The organism is Glycomyces sp. NPDC048151, assembly GCF_043202775.1.
Lineage (GTDB): Bacteria > Actinomycetota > Actinomycetes > Mycobacteriales > Micromonosporaceae > Glycomyces.
The window spans coordinates 276477-299324 of sequence record NZ_JBIDBB010000007.1; the positions used below are offsets into that span (position 1 = coordinate 276477).

20 protein-coding genes and 1 tRNA gene are annotated in these 22848 nt (G+C 69.4%); 17 read left to right on the forward strand and 4 right to left on the reverse strand.

What is annotated here, in order from left to right; genetic code table 11:
- The first annotated feature begins 337 nt into the window (after positions 1 to 337).
- From ACGGCP_RS18730 to ACGGCP_RS18755, 6 genes are all read left to right on the forward strand, one after another.
- Complete coding sequence (locus ACGGCP_RS18730) at positions 338 to 2071, forward strand: ABC transporter family substrate-binding protein (RefSeq protein ID WP_392967749.1); 1734 nt, start codon at positions 338 to 340, stop codon at positions 2069 to 2071.
- 110 nt (positions 2072 to 2181) lie between these two features.
- Complete coding sequence (locus ACGGCP_RS18735) at positions 2182 to 3207, forward strand: ABC transporter permease (RefSeq protein WP_392967751.1); 1026 nt, start codon at positions 2182 to 2184, stop codon at positions 3205 to 3207.
- Positions 3200 to 4111 carry an ABC transporter permease gene (locus tag ACGGCP_RS18740; RefSeq protein WP_392967753.1) on the forward strand — a complete coding sequence of 304 codons (912 nt, stop codon included), beginning with the start codon at positions 3200 to 3202 and terminating at the stop codon, positions 4109 to 4111. The genes ACGGCP_RS18735 and ACGGCP_RS18740 overlap by 8 nt, the downstream gene beginning before the upstream one ends.
- Before the next feature lie 2 nt (positions 4112 to 4113).
- On the forward strand, positions 4114 to 5256 hold the full coding sequence (locus ACGGCP_RS18745) for an ABC transporter ATP-binding protein (protein WP_392967755.1): 1143 nt from the start codon (positions 4114 to 4116) through the stop codon (positions 5254 to 5256).
- 5 nt (positions 5257 to 5261) lie between these two features.
- Positions 5262 to 6296: an ABC transporter ATP-binding protein gene (locus ACGGCP_RS18750; RefSeq protein ID WP_392968041.1), complete on the forward strand. Its 1035-nt coding sequence runs from the start codon at positions 5262 to 5264 to the stop codon at positions 6294 to 6296.
- 98 nt (positions 6297 to 6394) lie between these two features.
- On the forward strand, positions 6395 to 6904 hold the full coding sequence (locus ACGGCP_RS18755) for a hypothetical protein (RefSeq protein WP_392967757.1): 510 nt from the start codon (positions 6395 to 6397) through the stop codon (positions 6902 to 6904).
- 32 nt (positions 6905 to 6936) lie between these two features.
- On the opposite strand, the gene ACGGCP_RS18760 is transcribed toward ACGGCP_RS18755, so the two are convergent.
- Positions 6937 to 7308 (reverse strand): hypothetical protein, encoded by a 372-nt coding sequence (locus ACGGCP_RS18760; RefSeq protein WP_392967759.1) that lies wholly within the window; start codon positions 7306 to 7308, stop codon positions 6937 to 6939.
- A 160-nt stretch (positions 7309 to 7468) separates the two neighbouring features.
- Positions 7469 to 9397, reverse strand: coding sequence for a DUF222 domain-containing protein (locus ACGGCP_RS18765; protein ID WP_392967761.1), 1929 nt, complete (start codon positions 9395 to 9397; stop codon positions 7469 to 7471).
- A 349-nt stretch (positions 9398 to 9746) separates the two neighbouring features.
- Here ACGGCP_RS18765 and ACGGCP_RS18770 point away from each other — a divergent pair.
- The 9 genes from ACGGCP_RS18770 to ACGGCP_RS18810 all read left to right on the forward strand — a co-directional run bounded on the left by ACGGCP_RS18770 (position 9747) and on the right by ACGGCP_RS18810 (position 16773).
- A tRNA-Leu gene (locus ACGGCP_RS18770) sits at positions 9747 to 9829 on the forward strand.
- Positions 9830 to 10061: 232 nt separating this feature from the next.
- Entirely contained in the window at positions 10062 to 11729 is a 1668-nt protein-coding gene (locus ACGGCP_RS18775; RefSeq protein WP_392967763.1) for a sensor histidine kinase, read from the forward strand.
- Positions 11729 to 12142 carry a roadblock/LC7 domain-containing protein gene (locus ACGGCP_RS18780; RefSeq protein ID WP_392967765.1) on the forward strand — a complete coding sequence of 138 codons (414 nt, stop codon included), beginning with the start codon at positions 11729 to 11731 and terminating at the stop codon, positions 12140 to 12142. Before ACGGCP_RS18775 ends, ACGGCP_RS18780 begins: the two co-directional genes overlap by 1 nt.
- Positions 12142 to 12513, forward strand: a complete 372-nt coding sequence (locus tag ACGGCP_RS18785) for a DUF742 domain-containing protein (protein WP_392967767.1) — start codon at positions 12142 to 12144, stop codon at positions 12511 to 12513. The genes ACGGCP_RS18780 and ACGGCP_RS18785 overlap by 1 nt, the downstream gene beginning before the upstream one ends.
- On the forward strand, positions 12491 to 13102 hold the full coding sequence (locus tag ACGGCP_RS18790) for an ATP/GTP-binding protein (protein WP_392967769.1): 612 nt from the start codon (positions 12491 to 12493) through the stop codon (positions 13100 to 13102). Before ACGGCP_RS18785 ends, ACGGCP_RS18790 begins: the two co-directional genes overlap by 23 nt.
- Complete coding sequence (locus ACGGCP_RS18795; protein WP_392967771.1) at positions 13099 to 13650, forward strand: GAF domain-containing protein; 552 nt, start codon at positions 13099 to 13101, stop codon at positions 13648 to 13650. Before ACGGCP_RS18790 ends, ACGGCP_RS18795 begins: the two co-directional genes overlap by 4 nt.
- Before the next feature lie 131 nt (positions 13651 to 13781).
- Positions 13782 to 15506: a bifunctional metallophosphatase/5'-nucleotidase gene (locus ACGGCP_RS18800; RefSeq protein WP_392967773.1), complete on the forward strand. Its 1725-nt coding sequence runs from the start codon at positions 13782 to 13784 to the stop codon at positions 15504 to 15506.
- 191 nt (positions 15507 to 15697) lie between these two features.
- The gene (locus ACGGCP_RS18805) at positions 15698 to 16471 is read left to right on the forward strand and encodes a Bax inhibitor-1/YccA family protein (protein WP_392967775.1); all 774 of its coding nucleotides are present in this window, start codon (positions 15698 to 15700) and stop codon (positions 16469 to 16471) included.
- A 5-nt stretch (positions 16472 to 16476) separates the two neighbouring features.
- The gene (locus ACGGCP_RS18810) at positions 16477 to 16773 is read left to right on the forward strand and encodes a hypothetical protein (protein ID WP_392967777.1); all 297 of its coding nucleotides are present in this window, start codon (positions 16477 to 16479) and stop codon (positions 16771 to 16773) included.
- Here ACGGCP_RS18810 and ACGGCP_RS18815 read toward each other — a convergent pair.
- A complete protein-coding gene (locus tag ACGGCP_RS18815) occupies positions 16770 to 18845 on the reverse strand; it encodes an FUSC family protein (RefSeq protein WP_392967779.1) in 2076 nt (691 codons plus the stop codon). The two genes, ACGGCP_RS18810 and ACGGCP_RS18815, sit on opposite strands and share 4 nt — an antisense overlap.
- Positions 18846 to 18960: 115 nt before the next feature.
- Between ACGGCP_RS18815 and guaA the strand changes: the two genes are divergently transcribed.
- Complete coding sequence (guaA, locus tag ACGGCP_RS18820) at positions 18961 to 20505, forward strand: glutamine-hydrolyzing GMP synthase (RefSeq protein WP_392967781.1); 1545 nt, start codon at positions 18961 to 18963, stop codon at positions 20503 to 20505.
- Between the two features lie 31 nt (positions 20506 to 20536).
- Positions 20537 to 21454 carry an NUDIX hydrolase gene (locus ACGGCP_RS18825; protein WP_392967783.1) on the forward strand — a complete coding sequence of 306 codons (918 nt, stop codon included), beginning with the start codon at positions 20537 to 20539 and terminating at the stop codon, positions 21452 to 21454.
- On the opposite strand, the gene ACGGCP_RS18830 is transcribed toward ACGGCP_RS18825, so the two are convergent.
- Positions 21451 to 22701: a phosphatidylserine decarboxylase gene (locus tag ACGGCP_RS18830; RefSeq protein WP_392967785.1), complete on the reverse strand. Its 1251-nt coding sequence runs from the start codon at positions 22699 to 22701 to the stop codon at positions 21451 to 21453. The two genes, ACGGCP_RS18825 and ACGGCP_RS18830, sit on opposite strands and share 4 nt — an antisense overlap.
- Positions 22702 to 22848: the final 147 nt, after the last annotated feature.

The following is a 22848-nucleotide window of genomic DNA, read 5'->3' on the forward strand; positions in this document are numbered from 1 at the left end:
GCCGCATCGGCGCGGCCGACCCGCCTCCCCCCGGGCGGGCGGCGGATCCTCCCTCCTCGGCGATGCTTGCGAGCCAAGGATTTGCGCTGGCAGACAGTGAATTTTCCACTTTCGGCCGCCATTCAGGGAATGAACATCACGGGAACGTAACGAACGAAACTCATCTCGTGTTCGGTTGTCCGAAACCCGGGATTCCCGTGGAAGGCTGTACCTCGCGTCACCCGACCGCCGCCCTGCTCCGCTCCCACCAGCGGACCCGGCGGCCCGGCCCGGAGCCACCGGCCCCACGTCGTTCCTCCCGCCGGAACGTCGGTGACGCAAACCTTCGAGAGGAACCATGAAGCGACACCACACCGCGGCCGTCGCCGCCCTCGCCTGCACCGCCCTGGTGCTCGCGGGCTGCGGGCAGGGCGACGAGACCACCTCGTCCAGCCTCGATGCCTGCCTCGACGACCCCGCGGGCTGCAACTCGGGCTCGCGCGCCGACGGCGGCGAGATCACCTGGGCCCTCGACGGCTCCTGGGGCACCTGGAACCAGAACACCTCTGAAGGCAACAACGCGTACGTGTCGATGGCGCTCGTCGGCGTCTGGCCCTACACCGGCCAGTTCGGCCCCGACGGCGAGTACATCGTCAACGAGGGCGTCTTCGCCTCCAACCCGGAACTCGTCAAAGAGGACCCGGTGACCGTGGAGTACACCCTCAAGAACGGCGCGAACTGGGGCGACGGCACCGACATCACCGTCGACGACTTCATCTACCACTGGTACGCCACCTCGGGCGACCAGGAGAAGTGCGAAGGCTGCGACCCCGCGAACATCACCCGCGGCTCGCAGGTCGAGGAGATCACCGGCGACGGCTCCAAGGTCACCGTGACCTACAAGGACACCTACCACTCCGCCGAATGGCAGTACGAGGAAGTGCTCTCCGAGCCCGCCCACGTCGCCACCGAGCAGGGCTTCGACTGGCAGAACGACCCGAAGGCCATGAAGGCCGCCGAGGACTACTTCTCCGAGACCGTCCCCACCTGGTCCACCGGGCCCTTCGAGATCCAGGACGCCAAGGTCGGCGAGCACGTCGTCTACGTGCCCAACGACGACTGGGCCGGGGACACCGAGGTGACCCTCGACAAGGTCACCTTCAAGGTCATCGACGGCCTGGAGAACATCGTCACCGCCCTGCGCAACGGCGAGATCGACGGCGCCTCGCCGTTCGCGGTCACCGCCGAGACCATCACGCAGCTCCAAGGCGCCGAAGGCCTCGAGTACGCGGTCGCGGGCGGGCCCTCGTGGGAGCACATCGACCTGAACACGAAGAACGAGTTCCTCTCCGACCCCGTGCTGCGCCAGGCCGTGTTCACCGCGATCGACATCGAGAACCTCATCTCGCGCACCTACGCGTACGTGCAGTCCGACATCCAGCGCAAGGGCAACCACCTCTTCCGCAACGGCTCGGAGTACTACACGGACTACTTCGCCGCCACCGGCCAGGGCACCGGCGACGTCGAGCTGGCCTACTCGATGCTCGAGGAGGCGGGCTACGAGCTCAAGGACGGCGTGCTCCACAACCCGGACGACGAGCCCGTCAAGCTCGACTTCCGCTACTCCGAGTCCAAGGAGAACCGCCGGATCACCGGCGAGCTCGTCCAGGCGAACCTCGCCGACCTCGGCATCGAGGTCGAACTGCGGTCGATCCCGGACGCCGAGCTCGGCGACGTGCTCGGCGGGGGCGAGTTCGACATGATCGCCTTCGGCTGGAGCTCCGACCCGCTGTTCGTCGCCGCCGCGTCCCAGTACTGGGAGACCGGCTCGGGCTCGAACTTCGGCGACCTCTCCGACTCCGAGCTGGACGAGCGCATCGCGCAGGTCAACGGCACCCTCGACATCGACGAGGCGGCCGGCCTCGCCAACGCCGCCGTCGAGCGCGTCGTCCAGAACGCCTATTCGCTCCCTATCGTGGACACACCGGTCGCGGTGATGGTCTCCGATAGGTTGGTGAACGTCCGCGACAATTGGGCGTCGCAGCAGCGGGCCGCGTACAACTTGGCCGAATGGGGGGTCGCTGCTGAGTGAGGCCGAGGAAGTGCAGTGAATTTGGAACAGTGGAGAAGCCGCGCCTCGGCGCGGACGGGCCGGTCGGCAGGCGAACCGGTCCACACCAGAGAAACCGTTAACGAGGCATTATGGTTGTATTCATAATCCGGCGCACCCTACTGATGATCCCGGTGCTGCTGGGAGCGACTATCTTGTGCTTTGTCCTGGTCGACGTCGTCAACGACCCCGTCCAGGACATGGTCTTCGAGATCCAGCAGTCCACCGGCGAGCCGGTGCCGCAGTCCACGGTCGACGCCCTCGAAGCGTCGCTGTACTACGACCGGTCCATCCCCGAGCGCTACTGGATCTGGCTCACCGGCATCGGTGACACCAACGGGGACATCGGCCTCCTCAAGGGCGAATGGGGCCCCTCCATCGAGGGCTCCGCCATGGACATCGGCTACGAGATCTCCACGCGCTTCTGGATCACGCTCCGGCTCGTGCTGTTCGCGACGCTCGCGTCCATCGGCATCGCCATTCTCTCCGGTGTCGTCAGCGCGGTCAAGCAGTATTCGCGCACCGACTACACGCTGACCTTCCTGGGCTTCCTGTTCCTCGCCATGCCGGTGTTCTGGCTCGGCTCGCTGTTCAAGGAAGGCGCGGTGCAGCTGAACAAGATCCTCGGCTCCACCGTCTTCCAGACGTACGGCTCGGGCACCACCGGCTTCCAGGGCAACGGCTGGGAGGTCTTCGTCGACTCCCTGCCCTACCTGATCGTCCCGACCCTCGTGCTCATGCTCGGCGGCTACGCGGCGATCTCGCGGTACCAGCGCGCCTCCATGCTCGAGGTCATGAACTCCGACTACGTGCGGCTCGCCCGCGCCAAGGGCGTGCGCAACCGCACCGTCATGCGCCGCCACGCCCTGCGCACCGCGCTCATCCCGGTCGCGACCTTCGCGCCGCTGGCCCTCTCCGGGGCGATGGGCGGCGCCATGGTCACCGAGTCGATCTTCGGCTGGCGCGGCCTGGGCGTGTACTCCCTGGACGCCATCCGGGCGGGCGACACCTTCGTCGTCATGGCCTACGTGCTCATCTCAGGCCTCGTCGTCCTCATCGGCGTCCTGATCTCCGACATCCTGTACGGCGTGCTCGACCCGAGGATCCGCTATGAGTAACACCGCATCGCCCCGCCTCGAAGCCGAGGCCATCACCAGCAAGGAACGCGGACAGTGGGAGATGGTGGCCCGCCGCTTCTTCCGCCACCGCGCCGCCGTCATCAGCCTCGTGATCTTCGTGATCATCGTGCTGTTCGCCTACCTCGGCCCCTTCCTGTGGAAGTGGGACTACAAGATCCACTCGGAGATCCCCTCGTGGGCCGCCCCGAGCCTGGACCACCCGTTCGGCACCGACAAGGCCGGGCGCGACATGCTCGGCGCGATGATGCAGGCGACCAAGCAGTCCCTGAACGTCTCGCTCGTCGTCGCCATCGGCTCCACGGTCATCGGCGCGCTCTACGGCGCCGTCGCCGGGTTCTACCGCGGCTGGGTCGACTCGCTCATGATGCGCTTCCTCGACATCATGTTCGTGATCCCGTTCCTGGTCATCACCGGCGCCATCGCCGGCGCGATCGACTCCAGCGTCCGCTGGTACCACATGGCCTTCATCCTCGCGATCTTCGGCTGGACCTCGATCGCCCGCGCCGTGCGCGCGGAAGTGCTATCCCTGAGGGAGAAGGAGTTCATCGAGGCCGCGCGCTCCGCGGGCGGATCGGACTGGCACATCATCGTGAAGCACCTGATCCCGAACACGATGAGCGTCATCATCGTCTCGGTGACGCTGCAGATCGCCTTCGCCATCCTGTCGGAGACGACCCTGTCCTTCCTCGGCCTGGGCATCCAGAGCCCCGACACGTCCCTGGGCCTCCTCATCGAGGCGGCGGGCGCGTCGGCGTTCAACGAGCACTGGTACCTGTTCTACATCCCCGGTGTCATGATCATCCTCATCGCGCTGACCATCAACTTCATCGGTGACGGCCTGCGCGACGCGATGGACCCGCGGCAGACGATGGTGAGGCGATAGCGATGTCGAACATCTCAGTGAGCACCAACGGCGCCAAGCGCACCACCGGCGCCAAGGGCGACTCCGTCCTCGAAGTGAAGGACCTCAACGTGTCCTTCCCGACCGAGGACGGGCTCGTCCACGCCGTCCGCGGCGTCTCCTACGAGCTGCGCCGCGGCCAGAGCCTCGGCATCGTCGGCGAGTCCGGCTCCGGCAAGTCGGTGACCTCCATGGCGATCATGGGCCTCCTGCCCAAGACCGCCCAGATCACCGGCTCCGCCAAGCTCGAGGGCGAAGAGCTCCTCGGTCTCGGCGACGCCGAGCTCTCCCGCGTCCGCGGCAAGAAGATCTCCATGATCTTCCAGGACCCGCTGACCAGCCTCAACCCGGTCTACACGGTCGGCTTCCAGCTGGCCGAGGCCATCCGCGTCCACTACACGGACATCTCCAAGGCCGAGGCGCGCAAGCGCTGCATCGACCTGCTCGACTCGGTCGGCATCCCGAACCCGCAGCAGCGGGTCGACGCCTACCCGCACGAGCTCTCCGGCGGCATGCGCCAGCGCGTGGTCATCGCCATCGCCATGGCGAACAACCCGGACGTCATCATCGCCGACGAGCCCACCACGGCCCTCGACGTGACCGTCCAGGCCCAGGTCCTCGAGGCCCTGGAGAAGGCCCGCGAAGAGGTCAACGCCGCGCTGATCCTCATCACGCACGACCTCGGGGTCATCGCCGGGCACACCGACGACGTCCTCGTCATGTACGCGGGCAAGCCGGTCGAGCAGGGCACCGTCGACGAGATCTTCTACGAGCCGCGCATGCCCTACACGCTGGGCCTCATCGGCTCGCTGCCGCGCATGGACGAGGACCGGGGCCACCGCCTCACCCCCGTCCACGGCACGCCGCCGTCGATGCTCAACCTGCCGCCGGGCTGCCCGTTCCGTCCTCGCTGCCCCATGCACCAGGACATCTGCGCCGAGGTCGAACCGGACCTGCTGCCGATCGGCCCCACCGGGCACGTCTCGGCCTGCCACTTCTCGGACCAGCTCGAGGGCAAGGCCCCCGACGACGTGTTCGCGCCCGTGGCCACCGACCTGTCGGTCGAAGCGGAAGTCGAAGCCGCCGAAGCCGAGGCCGCCGCGCTCCACGAGGAGGAGGACAAGTGAACGCCATGCTCGACACTCCGCAGACCGCGGCGAGCCCGGTCATCGCCGGGAAGAACCTGGTCAAGGAGTTCCCCGTGCGCTCCAAGGGGATCCTCCGCCGCAAGGTCGGCGCGGTCCACGCCGTCTCGGGCGTGAGCCTGGAGATCGGCCAGACCGAGACCCTGGCGCTCGTCGGCGAGTCCGGCTGCGGCAAGTCCACCACGGCGCGGCTCATGATGAACCTCATCGAGCCGACCTCGGGCGAGATCCTGTACGACGGCAAGGACCTCACGAAGCTCTCGCGTAACCAGATGCGGCCGATCCGCCGGGACCTGCAGCTGGTGTTCCAGGACCCGATGGCCTCGCTGGACCCGCGCATGACGGTCTTCGAGATCATCGCCGAGCCGCTGCGCGTGCACAACCTGTTCAAGAACGGCGGCCGCGACCGGGTCAACAGCCTGATCGAGATCGTCGGCCTGAACCCGGAGCACCGCAACCGGTACCCGCACGAGTTCTCGGGCGGTCAGCGCCAGCGCATCGGCATCGCCCGCGCGCTGGCCCTGCAGCCGCGCGTGCTCATGCTCGACGAGCCGGTGTCGGCCCTGGACGTGTCGATCCAGGCCGGCGTCATCAACCTGCTGGAGGACCTGCAGGACGAGCTGGGGCTGTCGTACCTGTTCGTCTCGCACGACCTTTCGGTGGTGCGGCACATCGCGGACAAGGTCGCGGTCATGTACCTCGGCAAGATCGTCGAGGAGGGGACGACCGACCAGCTCTTCGCCGGTCCGGCCCACCCGTACACGCAGGCGCTCATGTCGGCGATCCCGCTGCCGGACCCGCGCAAGGAGCGGACCCGCGAGCGCATCGTCCTCCAGGGCGACGTGCCGAGCCCGTCCAACCCGCCTTCGGGCTGCCGCTTCCGGACCCGCTGCCCGCTGTTCAAGCAGCTCGACGAGTCGCAGCAGGCCAAGTGCATCGACGTCGAGCCGCTCCTGCGGTCCGACCACGCGGGCCTGACCCGCGCGGCGTGCCACTACGCGGAGCCCAAGCAGCTCGTCTAGCGAACGCAGTACCGGGCCGCCCCACTTCGGTGGGGCGGCCCGTCTCTTTTCCGGTGCTCGTCTCGCGGGCCCTCGCCCGCGGGTGCGAGACTTCGGCCATGACTGCTGCCAAAGCCACCGTCACCGCCCTCCTCGCCGAGCTCGGCGACCGCTGGGAGACCCGCGAGAAGATCGCCGCCGCCCGCGAGCGCCTCATCGCCGACCTCCCCGGCTGGAAGCAGCCCGCGGCCTACGGGCTCGGGATCTACGACGTCTCCGGCGAGCTGGTCTTCGGCCGCAAGAACGTCGGGGAGCACCCGCTTCCGGCGGTCGTGATGGCCACCGTCCTGGGCCACCGGGGCGGCTCGGAGTCGTACGCGGTGAACGCCGCGACCCTGCAGCAGGCGATCCGCCTGCTCGAACCGGCCGGGGCGTGCCGGGACTACGACCACCCGAACCTCGCGGACTGGAAGAAGGTCCTCCAGGTGCTGGGCCGGGACCGGCAGGCCGAGGCGAAGATGGTGTTCGTGGCCGACTTCGACGACTGGCGCGACAACGACGACGTCGACGACCTCTGCGAGGCCGTCTACTACGACTCCCGCAGGAACGCGAAACCGGGCCGCGGCTGAGAGTCCCGCGGCCCGGCCTTCAAGTGACCCGGTCAGTCGACGTAGTAGCTCTGCAGGCAGCCGACGTGCGCGAAGCCCCAGGTGTCGTTCCAGTCCACGACGATCCACACCTTCGACCAGGACCCGCACGTCTTGTGCGCCCCGCCGTCGGTGAACGGCGCGCACCACGACCCGTCGACCCAGGTCCCCGCCGGGATCTTCGGACCGATCTGCCCGGCGGTCGCGCTCGGGTACTCGCGCACCACGGTCGCGGTGCTGAACGCGGCGCTGCAGTACACGCTCTCGGAGTCCGACGCGAGCGTCAGCGGCGCTTCGGACGCGACAGGCTCTTCGGCGGACACGGGCGCGGCCCAGGCCGCCCCGATCGCGATGGCAGCGGCCGCACTGGCCAGGATTCGTCGCATTTGACCACCTCACTGTGAGACGACGATGACGACTCATGCTCGCAGCGGAAACCCCTCCGAGCGGCCCGAATCGGCCCTGCCGGGTTTGTCGGAAAGACGATAGGGGCCGGGTTCGCGATTCGGCCGCCACCAGCAGATTCGAAGGTCCCGCTTCAAGCAGTCAGCGACGAAGAGGCAGAGGAGGAGTGAGGCCAGGACTGCGGCCCCGAGGCCCGACCGGGCCTCGGTTCAACCTCGCAGCGACAAAGAGGTAGGCGGGGGCGGGCCCTGGACTTCGGCTCCCCGGTCCGGTCGGGCCCTGCTTCAAGCGGGCAGCGACAACGAGGCAGGGGAGGAGCGGGGCCCGGATTCCGGCCCTCGGACCGATCCGGTCGCCCTTCAAGCGGGCAGCGATAGGAAGGTGTCGGGCGGGGCGGGGACTGTGGCTTCCCGGTCTGGCGGGGCCGCGCTTGGAGGCCGTTCCCGACCCTGGACATGCTGAGGGGCCCGGTCCCCCTTGGGAATCGGGCTGCGCTGGCCTTGACCGCGCTCCCTCAGCAGTCGCCCGCTGAGGGCAGGATAAGAAGGGCGGATCGCCCGGATCCTCCCGGAGGACCACCGGTACGAGGGCAGGCTTCGCCACCGTGCTTGGTTCGACCACCCTGCAGGCCTTCACTTCTGCGGCCTGCTCCTCTCGAAGACTCGTCCGGGCCCGAGTGATGCTCGCTTCCATGTTCTTCTGGGCGAACCAGTTCGCATAGTCGTCAAGCTGCCGCTTCAGGCCCCGGGAGAACTCCTCGCTCACCTGGCCACTGGGCAGGTCGGCGTCGGCATCCCACTCGGCATCCGTTGCACCGGTGCGGATGTGCCTGATCGATGCCTTGCCAGGGCCCGTCTTCGTAATGCTCCAAGTGTCCAGGTGAATCCTGGAGTGATGGAACCTGCACAGGAGGATCAGGTTCTCAGCGGAGGTCGCGCCCCCGTCTGCCCAATGCACTACGTGGTGCGCCTCAGTCCAGGAGATCGGAGCCCGACAGCCCTGCCAAGCGCAGCCCTCGGGTTGTTCGAGTTCGAGCTTGTGGCGGAGGGCGACGTTGGGGAGGCGCTTGGCTCGGCCCAGTTCGATCGCTTCGCCTGTGCTGTAGTCGAAGACCGAGGGGATGACCCCGGCTTCGCAGGCGAGGAGGCGGGCCTTGGCGACGGAGATCGTCTTGCCGTCGAGCTTGGCGAGCCGCCCGGTCTTGTCGCCGCGAAGGGTCTCGATGTCGCAGGTGAGGTTCAGAGTGGCGGTATGGCCGTGCCGCCTGGGGGCGTCAGGAGAGGTGCCGTAGGCCGCTGCCATCTGGTGCAGGGCTTCGGCGTTGCGGCCGGAGACGCGGGGGAGCAGACCGTCTGCGTCGGCCTCGTCCTGGCGGGGAGGGGGGACGGCGGTCTTCAGGGCGTTGCTGATGAGCTGCCCGGTGTCGTCGGTCAGGAGGCCTTCGATGTCCCACATGCCGTCTGGGCGCTGGTTGACTTCCAGCCAGGCCAGGGACTGCTGGCTCAGTTCGTCGAGCAGGGACTGCTGGTCGAAGAGCTCGGCGCAGATGCGGTCCAGGTGCTCGGCGAGTTCGGAGCGGGTGGAGTGGATGCAGTACTCCCGGATCAGTTCCTCGGAGGTGTTGCAAAGCGTTGGGCTGTAGGGGGATTCGACCGGGCTAGGGTACGGAGCCCGGGCGTGCACGGCCAGGCCTTCCCGCTCGATGCGGCGCATCGCGTAGGCGATGGCGTCGATGCGGGCGGCCCCTGCGAGGGCGGCCTCGGTGAGGTGCTTGAACTTCGGGGCGAGGCGGGCGATGGAGGCGATCTGGCCGGCGCAGGCCTCGTTGAGATTGAAGGATTCCTTTATCCAGTCGCGAATGCCGGAGAAGCCGTCGCATTCCTTGTGGAGCCCTTGAGAGGTGTAGGCGATCACTGCTTGCAGGAGATTTGCCTCGACTGCGCAGAGCTGCGAGGTGAGGTTGTCGATCCGGGGGCGCAGGGCTTGTGCTTGTGAGTTTCGGTCTGTGCCATTCATCCTGCTCACCCCCTCGGGAGTTATCCGATTGTCGCGTTGGCTGTTATATGTCAATGATATCGAACAGGGGTTCTAGTGTCATCACCCAGACGGGTGAATTAATGTCCATGATGGATATGAGGATTATTCGCGACGGACCGACACGGACCCCGAAGCCGAAGTGGGAGAGGCGGATCATGCTGCCTCTTCGTCGCCGCCCGATTGAACCTTGTGTACTGACAGGCGAGAGCCGAAGTGGGACAATGGAAGCACTCCCACTAGTCGGCGCCGCTTGAACGCCAAGGGAAGTGGACCGCTCACTGTCGGGATCACGACACTTCGATGTTCCCTCAGGTGAGGGCCGCTGTCCCCGCAACTAGGGGGACCATCGGACCCGGATTCCCGCTAGCGTGTCAGTACACGGGCCCGAGTGGTGGAATCTGGTAGACACAGTCGGCTTAAAACCGGCCGTCGTGAGACTTGCGGGTTCAAATCCCGTCTCGGGCACGGGCGGCGACGCGGGCGGGCGACAGGTGGGGGCGCCCGGTCCGCCCGGCCGATGGCCCGATCGGGTTGAGGCTGTTGACTGTTCGTGGGAAGCCGTGCTATCCAATACCTGAGCATTGGTACCATTCTGTCGAGCCAGCCCGCTTTGGTTCCCCAGATCCCCGTTGCGCTGCAATAGTTCTGAATCTTTCCGATTTCACGGTGTCGATAGGCCTGTGTCGTAAGGATGGCGATGCCCGAAACATCTCGGACCACTACCCAGACCTATCAGCCGGAAGCACCCCACGCTCCCGACCCCGCCGGGCCCGACCTCAAGGCCCGCCTGCTCCGTCTGGGCCTCCTGCCCTTCTGCGCCGCCGTGCTCGCCGGCGCCGGCGTCGCGGTCTTCCTCGCCCAGGGCCAGTCCGACCTGGCGCCCGTCGTCTACGGCTCCGCCGCGGTCCTGTTGCTCATCGTCGGCTACCTGACCCTGATGTCCGCCACCAAGATCGACGCGGACCTCGGCCGCCGGATCGGATCCGTGCGACGCTCCACTGTGGAGACGCATTACAAGGTGTGGCAGGCCCTCGACGACCTGCAGCGCTCCAGGCCCGTCGAGCAGCGCTGGTCCGTGCCGCTCCCCTCGGGCGGGGAGATCGCCGCGACCACCGACGAGGCCATCAGCCAGCTCGCGGACGAGACGCGCCACCTGCGTTCCGCCGCAGAGGCGATCGTCGTGCGCGGCATCCCGGCCGTGCAGCCGCCGCGGGTCGTCGCCCCGCCGCCGCAGCGGCCCGTGTCGCCTCCGCCCGCCCCGGCCGTGCTCAACGCGCAGGCCAAGGTCGGGATCTTCGTGAGCCTCGCGCGCCGCATCCAGCCGCTGGTGCACAAGGAGATCATCGAGCTCGACCACCTGGAGAAGCAGGTCGAGGACCCCGACCTTTTGAAGGGGCTCTTCCTGGTCGACCACCTGGCGACCCGCATCCGCCGCCACGCCGAGAACCTCGCGGTGCTCGGCGGCGCCACCCCGCACCGGCAGTGGACCCGCCCGATCAACGTCTACGAGATCCTGCGCTCCGCAGTGTCCGAAGTGGAACAGTACGCGCGGGTGAAGCTCGTCCTGCCGATCAAGGGCACCGTGCAGGGCCACGCCGTCGCCGACCTCATCCACCTCGTCGCCGAGCTCGTGGAGAACGCGACCGTGTTCTCCGACCCCAACACCACGGTCCTCATGCGTGTCTCCCGCGTCCGCACCGGCCTGGCCGTCGAGGTCGAGGACCGCGGCCTCGGCGTCGACCAGGGCGAGCGCGACAAGTTCAACCGGATGCTCGCCGACCCCGAGGGCACCGACCTCGCCGCCCTCCTGGAGGACGGCCGCATCGGCCTCTACGTCGTCGCCTCCATCGCCCACCAGCACCGCCTCACCGTGCAGCTGCAGGGGAACATCTACGGCGGCACGCAGGCCATCCTCATCATCCCCGAGGAACTGCTCGGCGACCTCCCCCAGATGCCCGAGATCGCCGCGCCCGAACCCGTCGCGCTCCCCGCCGCGCCGCAGCCCGTGCCCCCGCCGGTGCAGCTGCCCGCCGTCCAGATGCGCGCCCTCCCCACCGCGGGCACCGGCCACCACTCCGGCGCGATCCCCCGCATGGACCCGGCCCGGGCCGACCTCCAGGCCACCGCCGAGATGCCCGCCATCGACGAGCCCCGCGGCGACCGCCCCGACCTCCCCAAGCGCCGCAAGCAGTCCCACCTCGCCCCCCAGCTCCGCGACACCACCCCCCGTCCGGGCCAGCGCGCCCCTGAAGCAGGCCACGACCCCGGCCTGATGAAGGCCTTCCAGCAGGGCCAGCACCGCGCCGCCGAACTTCCGGTCCCCACATCGGAACACCCAGTCCAGCCGAAGAATGAGGAGGCCTGATGGCAGGCGAAGAGGCGGCAACCGATCTGAGCTGGCTGCTGGCGAGCCTGGTCAAGAAGGTCCCGCACGCCCGGAGCGCCCTCCTGCTGTCCTCGGACGGCATGAAGAAGGCCCACCACGGGCTCAGCGTCGACCAGGCGGACCAGCTGTCGGCGATCGCGTCGGGCATGTTCTCGCTGGCGCGCAGCGCGGGGGCGCAGTTCGGGTCGAACGGCCCTGTGCGCCAGGTGATCGCGGAGCTCGACGACACGTTCCTGTTCGTGTCGACGGCGGGCTTCGGCGCGGTCCTGGCCGTGACCACGGACCGAGAGGCCGACCCGGGCACGGTCGGCTACGAGATGTCGGTGCTCGTCAAGAGCGTCCGGCCGCATCTGGAGACGCCGATGCGCCAGGCCTACGCCGCCCAAAGCTGATGCCCGGTTTCGAGGAGGAGCGCTTGCTGGACGACGCGGCCGGGCCGCTCGTGCGCCCGTACACGGTGAGCGGCGGGCGCACGAACCCGACGGCCGACTTCGACCTCCTGTCGCTGGTGAAGTCGACGGGCCGGATGCGCCCCTCGCAGCTGGAGGCGGAGCAGGCGGCGGTGCTCCTGCTCTGCCACGAGCCGGTGTCGGTCGCGGAGATCGCCGCGCACCTGCGCCTGCCCGCGATGGTCGTCAAGGTGCTCCTCTCGGACCTCGTCGAGTACGGCGCGGTGACCGCGCACGCTCCCGAGGCCGCCCTCGACCCCACGGACCTGAACCTTCTGGAGGCACTCCTCAATGGCCTACAACGGCGACTCTGACAGGGCGCCCGCACAACCCGTCCCGACCGCGATCAAGCTCCTCGTCGCGGGCGGGTTCGGGGTCGGCAAGACCACGTTCGTCGGCTCGGTCTCGGAGATCGAGCCCCTGAGCACCGAGGAGACGATCACGACCGCGTCGATCGGCGTGGACGACCTGACGGGCGTGGGCGCGAAGACGACCACGACGGTGGCGCTCGACTTCGGCCGGATCACCCTCGACTCGGACCACATCCTGTACCTGTTCGGCACGCCCGGGCAGGACCGGTTCTGGTTCATGTGGGACGAGCTGTCGGACGGGGCGTTCGGGGCGGTGGTCATGGCGGACACGCGCCGCTTGGAGGACTGCTTCAACGCGCTCGACTTCTTCGAGCGGCGCAAGACGCCGTTCGTGGTGGCGGTCAACGTGTTCGACGACGCGTTCCGCTACGACCCCGAGGAGGTGCGGGACGCCTTGGACCTCGCGCCGCACGTCCCGATCGTCTCCTGCGACGCCCGCGACCCCCGTTCCGCCACCCTGGTGCTGGTCACCCTGACCCGGCACCTCATCTCGACCGCCACCACGGTCGTCCGACAAGGAGTACAGCAATGACCGATCTGGAGCACGAGTTCCGCCTCACCATCACCCCCAGCGACCCGGACGGTTCGAAGCGGGCCGCGAAGCTGCAGTACTGGGGCGCGCTGCCGGAGGCCGACCCGGAGTACGACGACGTGGCGAAGGAGCTGCTGGAGCTGACGGGCGCGACCTGGTCGGGGGTGAACTTCGTCGGCGAGGGCCAGGCCCAGTTCTTCCCGGGCATCGCGGGTCCGGGAACGGAGTCCGTGGACGGCAAGGAGCCGGAGATCGGGCGGGAGATGCCGGCGGAGGCCGGGTACTGCGTGCACGTGGTGGCGCGGGAGAAGGCCATGGCGCTCAACAACGTCCTGGACTACTCAAGGTTCGCGACGAACCCGGTCGTGGACGCGCTGGGGATCCGCGCGTACATGGGCGCGCCGCTGGTCGACAGCGACGGGCACACGATCGGCACGGTGTGGGTGATCGACAACAAGACGCACGAGTGGACGCAGGACGACGTGGACGCGATGAAGGCGGTCGCGGCGCGCGTCATGAAGCGCATCGAGGAGCGCAAGCCGCGCTAGGGAGTCTTGACCTCGGCTTTGTGAAGCCGTTATGTTCAGTTGACCCGGGCGCAATCGTCCCATGATTGGATCACGATCGGGCGATTGCGCCCTCGTCTTCCCCTGAGCCCCGTCAAGCCCCATGGAGAGCAATGAAGCCCAGACACAAGCGCCTCGCGGCGGCGGGCGCCGCTGCCGCGCTCGCCGCGACCACGCTCGCCGTCGGCGCGTGGTCGGCCAACGCCGGACAGCAGAGCCACGGCCGCGACATCGACCTGCAGCTCCTCGCGATCAACGACTTCCACGGGCACGTCGCGGCCGAGACCAGCGACACCTACCCGGTGGACGGCGTGAACGTTCCCGCCGGCGGCGCCGAGTACCTCGCCACCCACCTGGAGCAGGCCCGTGAGGGCGAGCGCTACTCGACCACTGTGGCCGCGGGCGACCTCATCGGCGCGAGCCCGTTCATGTCGGCGATCTTCGACGACGAGCCCGCGATCGAATCGCTGAACGAGATGGGCGTCGAGGTCTCCTCGGTCGGCAACCACGAGTTCGACGCCGGGTTCGACGAGCTCAACCGGATCATCGAGGGCGACGAGGACTTCGAGGGCGCCGACTTCCCGTACCTCGGCGCGAACGTCGTCGACGAGGCCACCGGCAAGACCGTCCTGGACCCGTACTGGGTCAAGGACTTCGGCCGCGGCGTCAAGGTCGGCTTCATCGGCATGACCCTCGAGGGCACCGGCGACATCGTCTCCAAGTCCGGCATCGAGGGCCTCGAGTTCCTCGACGAGGTCGAGACCGCGAACAAGTACGCGCAGGAGCTCAAGCGCAAGGGCGTCAACTCGATCGTCGTGCTCCTCCACGAAGGCGGCGTGCCCGTCGCCGAGGACACCGGCCACGAGTGCGAGTCCCTCGACGGCTCCGGCGTCGGCATGTCCGGCCCCATCGTCGACATCGCCGAGAACATGACCCCGCTCGTCGACATCCTCGTCACCGGCCACACCCACCAGGAGTACGTGTGCTCCGTGCCGGACCCGAAGGGCAACCCGCGTATGGTGACCTCCGCGTCCTCCTACGGCCGCGTGTTCACCCAGATCGACGCGACGTACGACCGCCGTACCAAGGACATCGTCCGCTCCTCCGTCACCGGCTCCAACACCGTCGTCACCCGTGACGTCGAGGCCGATGGCGACCAGACCGATATCATCGCCGAGTACGGCCCCGCCGCCGAAGAGGCCGGCGGCCGCGTCGTCGGCTACCTCGCCGAGGACATCAAGCGCGGCGCGACCCGCGCCGAGGAGTTCCCGCTCGGCAGCCTCATCGCCGACGCGCAGCTGTGGAACACCGCCAGCGCCGACACCGGCGGCGCCGAGATCGCGCTCCTCAACCCCGGCGGCGTCCGCGACGACCTCATCCACGCCGAAGGCGTCCCCGGCGAGGTCTCCTACCGCGAGGTCTTCGACGTGCAGCCGTTCAACAACTACGTCGTCACCCTCGACCTGACCGGCGAGCAGCTCCTGCAGGTCCTCCAGCAGCAGCTGCCGATCCCGGGCGGACGCCAGACGACCCTGTTCATGCAGGTCTCCGAAGGCTTCACGTACACATGGGACAAGACGAAGACCGGCACCGACCAGATCGTCGCCGACTCGCTCATGCTCAACGGCCAGCCGATCGTCGCCGACCAGACCTACCGGGTCACGACGAACTCGTTCCTCGCCGAGGGCGGCGACTCGTTCACCGCGTTCCTCGGCGGCACGAACAAGCTGTTCGGCGAGCTCGATGTGGACGCCTTCGAGGACTACATCACCGAGTTCGGAACCGCTGCGACGCCGCTCGAAGCGCCGGAGCTCGGCCGGGTCACGATCATCAAGTAGTTTCCTGAGTACATTCACAGGGCACATTTACGGCTCGCAAGCAGCGCCGAGAGCGGCGGAGCAGGGAATGCTCCGCCGCTGTGTCGTGTTTCCGGTGATGACCGGATAGGCTGAAAGACACCCTTAGAACTCCAACGGAGGACGGACCGCAGGTCATGGCAATGCAAAGCAGGAACTCATCCCTTCGCAACATGGTGAAGACCCAGTACAACGAGCAGCACATGGGTGCCGCGTACGGGCCTTACGGGCAGATGACCCAGGCGCCGCAGGCCGAGACCATGAAGATCGACGACGTCATCGTGCGCACCGTCGCTCTCGTGGGCGCGACCTTCGTCGCGGCCATGCTCACCTGGGGCATGTACGCCAGCGGCGACAGCTCTCAGCTGGGTACGGCCGGGCTGCTGATGACGCTCGGCTCGGTCGTCGGCATCGGCGTCATGATCTTCTCGATGTTCAAGCCGATCACGAACCCGTTCGTGGCCTTCGCGTACGCGATCGGCCAGGGCTTCCTCCTCGGCGGCGTCTCCGCGATCTTCGAATCGCGATTCCCCGGCATCGTCGTGAACGCCCTCCTCGGCACGGTCCTGGTGTTCGCGGGCATGCTCGCGCTCTACAAGTTCCGCATCCTCAAGAACTCCCCGATGTTCACCAAGGTCATCGTCGGCGCCGGTTTCGGCATCGCGGGCCTGCTCCTCGTGAACTTCGTCGCGAGCCTCTTCAGCGTCAACCTCGGTCTGTTCGCCTCCCCCGGCGGCGACCCGACGACCCTCCAGTGGATCATCGCGATCGCGCTGACCCTGTGGGCCGCGTTCTCGTTCATCCTCGACTTCGACATGATCGAGTACTCCGCCGCGCACGGCGCCCCGAAGAAGTACGCCTGGGCCGGGGCCTTCGGCCTCACCGCGGGCCTCATCTTCCTGTACTGGAACCTGCTGCGCCTGCTCTCGTACTTCCAGGGCGAGTAGCGCATTTGAGCACCGAACTCGAGCGGGCGATCGGGCGTGTCGTCGAAGGCACGCGCCACTGGTCGCCCGCTCGCTGGTCTTCCAAGGCAGAGCCGATGCACGCCCTCGTGCAGCGCCTCGCCGACCTCACCGCCGACGCCGAGGGCCGGCCGCGCCGCGCCGTCCCGCGCCTGCCGAACGACATGAACCTGCCCGACCAGCTCCAGGTCATCGGCCTCGACCTCCTCGAAGCCGAGCTCACCGAAACGCAGCGCGCGCAAGCCGAAGCCGCGGTCCAGAGGGCCCGCGCGGCCCTCTTCTAGTTCCAGTCGGCCATCAACAGCGCCGCGTCGTCCAACGCCTCGACGAGGTTGTCCGACTCCCAGCGCAGGACGCTCCGCCTCGTGCGCGTGTCCCGGTCGTCGACGGCCGCGAGCCGCAGGTCGAGCCGGTGCGCGGCCGCCCCCAGGTCGATGCCGCGCGGCGGCGCGACGCCCCGCGCCAGCGCCGCCAGCCGCAGGTAGGCCGTGTCAAGCGAGTCCGCGAACGCGTCGACTCCCGCGAGCCCCTTCGCCTCCTCGTCGCGGCCGAGCGTCGCGTTCACCGCCACCAGAGCCCTTCCCGCCCTTGACAGGGCCGCTTCCGCGCCGAGCGCGTCGGCCGAGAGCGGGCCCGGCCCGGCGACCGGTTCGGCCTTCGCCTGGTCGGCCGCGCTGGTGAGCGCGGCGCGGCGGGCCCGGATGCGGTCGATCGCGGCGTGCATGACCTTCCGGTCGTAGTCGGCCGGGTGCGCCTGCCGGTCGAGGGAGAGGCGCGCGTAGTCGCGGTAGGCGTCGACGAGGTCCCCGAGGAGGTCGCCGAGGCGGCGGGTCTGCCAGGTGGGGACGAGCGTGTAGAAGCCGATCGCGAGTGCGGCGCCGACGAGGGTGCACAGGCCCCGGTCGAACGCGGCGGCGACCGGGCTCTCGCCGGAGAGGTCGATCTGGAACACGGTGAATCCGGAGACGGCGGCGGCGAACACGAGCATCGACACCGGTCGCGTCAGGTACGCGATGAGCGCGTAGGCGAGCACGATGAGGCTGAGCCACAACTGGTCCTGCGGCAGCAGCAGTCCCAGGAGGGAGGCGAGGACGACGCCGCCGGTGGTGCCGACGGCGCGGGTGACGCCGCGGGTGAGCGTCCCGGCGAAGTCCGCTTGGAGGACGAGCCATGCGGTGAGCGGGATCCAGTAGCCGTGGCCGGTCGGCCAGGCGAGGCCGATCGTCATCGCCAGGGCGATGACGCCGGCGCGGCGCAGCGCGTGGTGGATCACCGGGTCGCGGCGGTGGAGCCGGGCCCGGAGCTGGCCGACGGCCTGGCGGGCGGTCGAGGTGGCGTGGGCGAGCGCGGGGTCGGCGACGACGTCGTCGCCGCCTGCGGTGATGCGTTCGGCGAACCCGCCGGTCTCGTGGAGGGTGCGCAGGAGCCCGCCGATCTCGGTGGGCATGGTGCCGGTGGAGGTGGCCATGGGGTTCTGGGAGAGGCCGTCGAGGAGGGCGTCCCAGTCGAGTTTCACCTGGGCGCGGGAGGTGATCTGCTCGGCGAAGTGGTTGAGGAGCCGGGCGGTGAGTTCGAGGGCTTCGGAGTAGAACTCGACGGTGTCGCGGTCCTGGGCGTCGGCGCGGGCGCGCGCGGAGGCGGTGCGGCCGATCGCGGTCGACACGGCGTACAGCTGGCGGCGGGCTTCGAGGATCGCGGCGGGCAGGGCGCGGCGGCGGTCGAGTTCCTGCGCGGCCTCGAAGAGCGGTTCGGTGCGGAACGGCGCGTCGGGGTCGGCGGCGAGCGCGTCGGCTTCGGCGGCGAGGGCGAGCCAGGCGTCGGCGAGGGTGCGCCGGTCCTCGGCCCACCGGAAGTACGGGGGCAGGAGCGCGGTGAGGGCCTGGACGGCGCCGCCCGCGGCGACGGCGAGGGCGGCGAGGAGGATGCTCGTGCCCGCGGTGAGGTGGTCGGCGAGGAAGAACATGATGCCGGACACGGTGAAGGTGACGCCCGCGATGTGCGTCACGGAGCCGATGAACGTGAGCGTGAACGCGTAGGCGGCCGCGGCGGCGATGAGGACGATCGGCTGGTCGATCGCGCCGAGCACGACGCCGAGGGCTCCGGCGGCGCCGACGAGGAGCGGCAGGGCCGGTCCGGTGCGGGTGCCGGGGGTGAGCATGGCGACGCCGCCCAGCCAGGCGCCCATGATCGCTGCCTGGCCCCAGTGCGGGTGGTCGAGGAACGCGACGGCGGCCATGGCGACGGCGATGCCGAACGCGGCGCGCACGGCGAGGACCGGCACGGCCTCGCCCGGGGTCCATGACCGCAGGTCCCGGCCGACCCGGCGGAACGATTCGCGGACCCCAGGGTTGAGCACGTCATGAGCTTAGGCGGTGCGGGGCGTCCGCGGCGGGGCCGTGCCCGGTCGCGAACGCCCCACACCGGCTGCCGCGCCTTCTCGTGTGAGGCGGGCTACCGGTTACGCTGGTGGCATGCGACAAACGGTGCTGGTGGTCGACTTCGGGGCCCAATACGCGCAGCTCATCGCGCGCCGCGTACGCGAAGCCAACGTCTACTCGGAGATCGTGCCCTCCTCGATGCCCGCGAGCGAGATGCTCGCCAAGGAGCCGGCGGCGATCATCCTCTCGGGCGGTCCTTCGAGCGTGTACGCCGAAGGGGCCCCGCAGGTGGAGCGCGCCCTCTTCGAGGCGGGCGTGCCCGTCCTCGGGATCTGCTACGGCTTCCAGGCCATGGCCAACGCCCTCGGCGGCACGGTCGCCAAGACCGGCCTGTCGGAGTACGGCGGGACCGAGCTCGACGTGCTGTGCCCGTCGAAGCTGCTGGAGGGCCTGCCCGAGCACCAGTCGGTGTGGATGAGCCACGGCGACTCGGTCACCGAGGCCCCCGCCGGGTTCGAGGTCGTCGCCCGCACCGCCGGTGCGCCGGTCGCCGCGTTCGAGAACCTCGAGTCGCGCCTCGCGGGCGTCCAATACCACCCCGAGGTGGCCCACACCCCGCACGGCCAGGCCGTCATCCGCCACTTCCTGCACGACATCGCCGGGATCAAGCCGAACTGGACGAACTCGGCGATCATCGACGAGCAGGTCCAGGCCATCCGCGAGCAGGTCGGCGACAAGCGCGTCCTGTGCGCCCTCTCCGGCGGCGTCGACTCCTCTGTCGCGGCGGCCCTCGTGCACCGCGCGATCGGCGACCAGCTCACGTGCGTGTTCGTCGACCACGGCCTGCTCCGCGCGGGCGAGGCCGAGCAGGTCGAGAAGGACTATGCGCAGCTCACCGGTATCGACGTGCGCGCCGTGGACGTCTCCGAGCAGTTCCTGGCGGCCCTGAAGGGCGTCACGGACCCGGAGGAGAAGCGCAAGATCATCGGCCGCGAGTTCATCCGCACCTTCGAGGCCGCCGCCCGGGAGATCGCCGAGGAGCAGGGCATCGACTTCCTCGTCCAGGGCACCCTGTACCCGGACGTCGTCGAGTCCGGCGGCGGCACCGGCACCGCCAACATCAAGTCCCACCACAACGTCGGCGGCCTGCCCGACGACCTCCAGTTCGCGCTCATCGAGCCGCTGCGGACCCTCTTCAAGGACGAGGTCCGCGCGATCGGCCTCGAACTGGGCCTCCCTGAGGCGATGGTGTGGCGCCACCCGTTCCCCGGCCCCGGCCTGGGCATCCGCATCGTCGGCGAGATCACCCGCGAACGCCTCGACCTGCTCAAGGCCGCCGACGCGATCGCCCGCGCCGAGCTCACCGCCGCCGGGCTCGACCGCTCCGTGTGGCAGTTCCCCGTGGTGCTCCTCGCCGACGTCCGCTCCGTGGGCGTCCAGGGCGACGGCCGCACCTACGGCCACCCGATCGTGCTGCGCCCGGTCTCCTCCGAGGACGCGATGACCGCCGACTGGTCCCGCCTGCCCTACGAGCTGCTCGCGAAGATCTCCACGCGCATCACCAACGAGGTCGCCGACGTCAACCGCGTCGTCCTCGATGTGACCAGCAAGCCCCCGGGGACCATCGAATGGGAATAGTCATTCTGTGATCACGCCGTACAGTTGAGGGATGCAATTCCGGATAGCTGCGTACGGGGAGGTCCGTGACGAGAACGGCCGGGTCCTGCTGACGAGGCGGACCCGCGGACGCGAAGCGGGCCCCTGGCACCTGCCGGGCGGCGTCATCGACCACGGCGAACCCCCGAAGCGGGCCGCCGGGCGCCTCGTCGGCGAGCACACCGGCTACGAGGTCGCCGTCGGCGCTCCCCTCGAAGCCGTCGCCGTCGCCAGGCGGGGCGTCCACACCAACGCGATCATCTACACCGCCACCGTGACCAGCGGCCCCGGCGGCGACTTCGACGGCGACGCCGCCGAATGGGTCGAACCGGCCCGCGCGGCCGCCGAATCCCATTCGCCGTTCGTCTCCGCGTGCCTGCACCTCGCCGACGACCGGCTCGCCGGACGCGTCGACAAGGCCCCCCAGGAGACGCGCCCTGTGCCGCCCGCGAAGGCCAAGAAGGGCCGCCGCAGGCGCGGCCAGCGCTTCGGCGCGTACGGGGTCGTCGCCGACGGCGACGGCCGCATCCTCCTCGCCCGCATCGCCGAGGGCTACCCCGGCGGCGGGACCTGGCACCTGCCCGGCGGCGGCGTCGACTTCGGGGAGTCGCCGACGGCGGCCGTCTCCCGCGAGATCTACGAGGAGACCGGCCAGGAGGCGAAGGTGGGCGAGCTGCTCAACGTGACGTCATTCCGGCACCGCCGCGCGATCGGCCCCGAGGGCTACCCGCTGGACTGGCACGGGGTGCGCGCGATCTACTCCGCGACCGTCCCCGACCCGTCCGCCGCGCAGGTGGTCGAGGCCGCGGGCGGCTCCACGAGCGAGTCCCGCTGGTGGAATGCGGACGCCCTCGACGACCTGCCGCTCTCGGCCGCCGTCGAGGACGCGCTCCAGGTCGTCGACCTGAAGAACCTCGCCGCTCAGGCCTAACGCCATCTGGCCAGGACGGTCTCTCCGGCGCGGACGACTTCGCCGGGGACGACCGCGGCTTCGGCTGCCCCGGCGGGCAGGTACACGTCGGTGCGGGAGCCGAACCGGATGAGCCCGTACCGTTCGCCCTTGGCAACGGCCGCACCGGGTTTGGTGCGGTTGACGATGCGGCGCAGGAGCGCGCCGGTGCGCTGGGCGACGACGACGCGGCCCCGCGGGGTCGACAGCACCGTGTAGCAGGCGGCGTTGTGCTCGGCTTCGGGCGCGCTCACCTTCGAGTAGCCGCCGCGTTCGGTGAACACGTCGACCACTTCCCCGGCGACGGGCGCGCGGTTGATGTGGACGTCGGTGACCGAGAGGTAGGCGCTGACGCGCAGCCACTCGGATCCGGCGGTGCCGGTGGCGGCGCCGAAGCGCTCGTCGACGACGGTCTCGACGGCCATGACGGTGCCGTCGGAGGCGGCGAGGACCGCTTCGGGCTCGTCGTCCTCGCCGCGCAGGTCCGCTTCGCGCTGCGGGTCGCGGAAGAACGCGGCGACCGGGACGGCGGCGAGCGCGGGCAGGACCCACGCCTTCGATGAGGGCCGGATCTTCTTTGCGGCCCAAGCGGTCCCGAGGAGCAGCCCGGCGGCGATGACGCCGTTCGAGTCGAGGTGCATGCGCGGGGTGACGGCGACTGAAGAAGCGCGCCAGGCGGGGGCGAGGTCTTCGGCGGGGGCGACCGCGAGCGGTTCGCCTTCGCGTTTCGCGGCGGATCCGATGCGGAGCTTGTGGATGCGCACGGGCGGGAGCGACCGGACGATGAGGTCGGTGCCGATGCCGTATTCGGCGACGAGCTCGGCGATCTCCTCGCGGGCGGGCGCGGTGAGCGTCGCGGCGAAGGAGAGGACGCCGCCGGGGACGACCTTCTCGCGCAGCAGCTCGATGTCGGCGATGAACTCCTCGGCCTCCACGGTGACGGGGGAGGCGAGCATGACCTCTTCGGCCGGTTCGGCGTCGGCGAGGGCGGCGACGGCGGTGACGTTCCCGGCGGTCCAGGAGCCCTCGGCCGCCAGCGAAGCTTTCAAGTCCTCAATGGAGACGGGGTCGGCGACGACGGTGAGCCGGTCGGCGGGCATGAGCGCTTCGAGCGCGGCCGTCAGCACCGGGTTCCCCCAGGCCGCGCCCACGACCAGGCCGGTCTTGGGGCCCCTCCGGCGAGCGAATTCGTCGGTGATGCCGCGAGCGGCGGCTTTCGAGATCGGCATGCCTCCGACTATAGAGCGCCGCGCCGACGGGTCCGGTCCGCGCTCGCGTGTTGCGGCGGTGATGAGACGCGACCCTTGTCCTGGTTTGGGCTCGTACTTTCGGAGGGTTCTGGACATCGTTCGGCCGAGTGGCCGCGCCGTCACCGA

Coding starts and splice junctions, on each gene's coding strand:
- ACGGCP_RS18750 (WP_392968041.1), top strand. CDS start 5,262: ATGCTCGACACTCCGCAGACCGCGGCGAGCCCGGTCATCGCCGGGAAG.
- ACGGCP_RS18785 (WP_392967767.1), top strand. CDS start 12,142: ATGCCCGGTTTCGAGGAGGAGCGCTTGCTGGACGACGCGGCCGGGCCG.
- ACGGCP_RS18755 (WP_392967757.1), top strand. CDS start 6,395: ATGACTGCTGCCAAAGCCACCGTCACCGCCCTCCTCGCCGAGCTCGGC.
- ACGGCP_RS18760 (WP_392967759.1), bottom strand. CDS start 7,308: ATGCGACGAATCCTGGCCAGTGCGGCCGCTGCCATCGCGATCGGGGCG.
- ACGGCP_RS18830 (WP_392967785.1), bottom strand. CDS start 22,701: ATGCCGATCTCGAAAGCCGCCGCTCGCGGCATCACCGACGAATTCGCT.
- ACGGCP_RS18745 (WP_392967755.1), top strand. CDS start 4,114: ATGTCGAACATCTCAGTGAGCACCAACGGCGCCAAGCGCACCACCGGC.
- ACGGCP_RS18780 (WP_392967765.1), top strand. CDS start 11,729: ATGGCAGGCGAAGAGGCGGCAACCGATCTGAGCTGGCTGCTGGCGAGC.
- ACGGCP_RS18740 (WP_392967753.1), top strand. CDS start 3,200: ATGAGTAACACCGCATCGCCCCGCCTCGAAGCCGAGGCCATCACCAGC.
- ACGGCP_RS18805 (WP_392967775.1), top strand. CDS start 15,698: ATGGTGAAGACCCAGTACAACGAGCAGCACATGGGTGCCGCGTACGGG.
- ACGGCP_RS18800 (WP_392967773.1), top strand. CDS start 13,782: ATGAAGCCCAGACACAAGCGCCTCGCGGCGGCGGGCGCCGCTGCCGCG.
- ACGGCP_RS18795 (WP_392967771.1), top strand. CDS start 13,099: ATGACCGATCTGGAGCACGAGTTCCGCCTCACCATCACCCCCAGCGAC.
- ACGGCP_RS18735 (WP_392967751.1), top strand. CDS start 2,182: ATGGTTGTATTCATAATCCGGCGCACCCTACTGATGATCCCGGTGCTG.
- ACGGCP_RS18790 (WP_392967769.1), top strand. CDS start 12,491: ATGGCCTACAACGGCGACTCTGACAGGGCGCCCGCACAACCCGTCCCG.
- ACGGCP_RS18825 (WP_392967783.1), top strand. CDS start 20,537: ATGCAATTCCGGATAGCTGCGTACGGGGAGGTCCGTGACGAGAACGGC.
- ACGGCP_RS18730 (WP_392967749.1), top strand. CDS start 338: ATGAAGCGACACCACACCGCGGCCGTCGCCGCCCTCGCCTGCACCGCC.
- ACGGCP_RS18775 (WP_392967763.1), top strand. CDS start 10,062: ATGCCCGAAACATCTCGGACCACTACCCAGACCTATCAGCCGGAAGCA.
- guaA (WP_392967781.1), top strand. CDS start 18,961: ATGCGACAAACGGTGCTGGTGGTCGACTTCGGGGCCCAATACGCGCAG.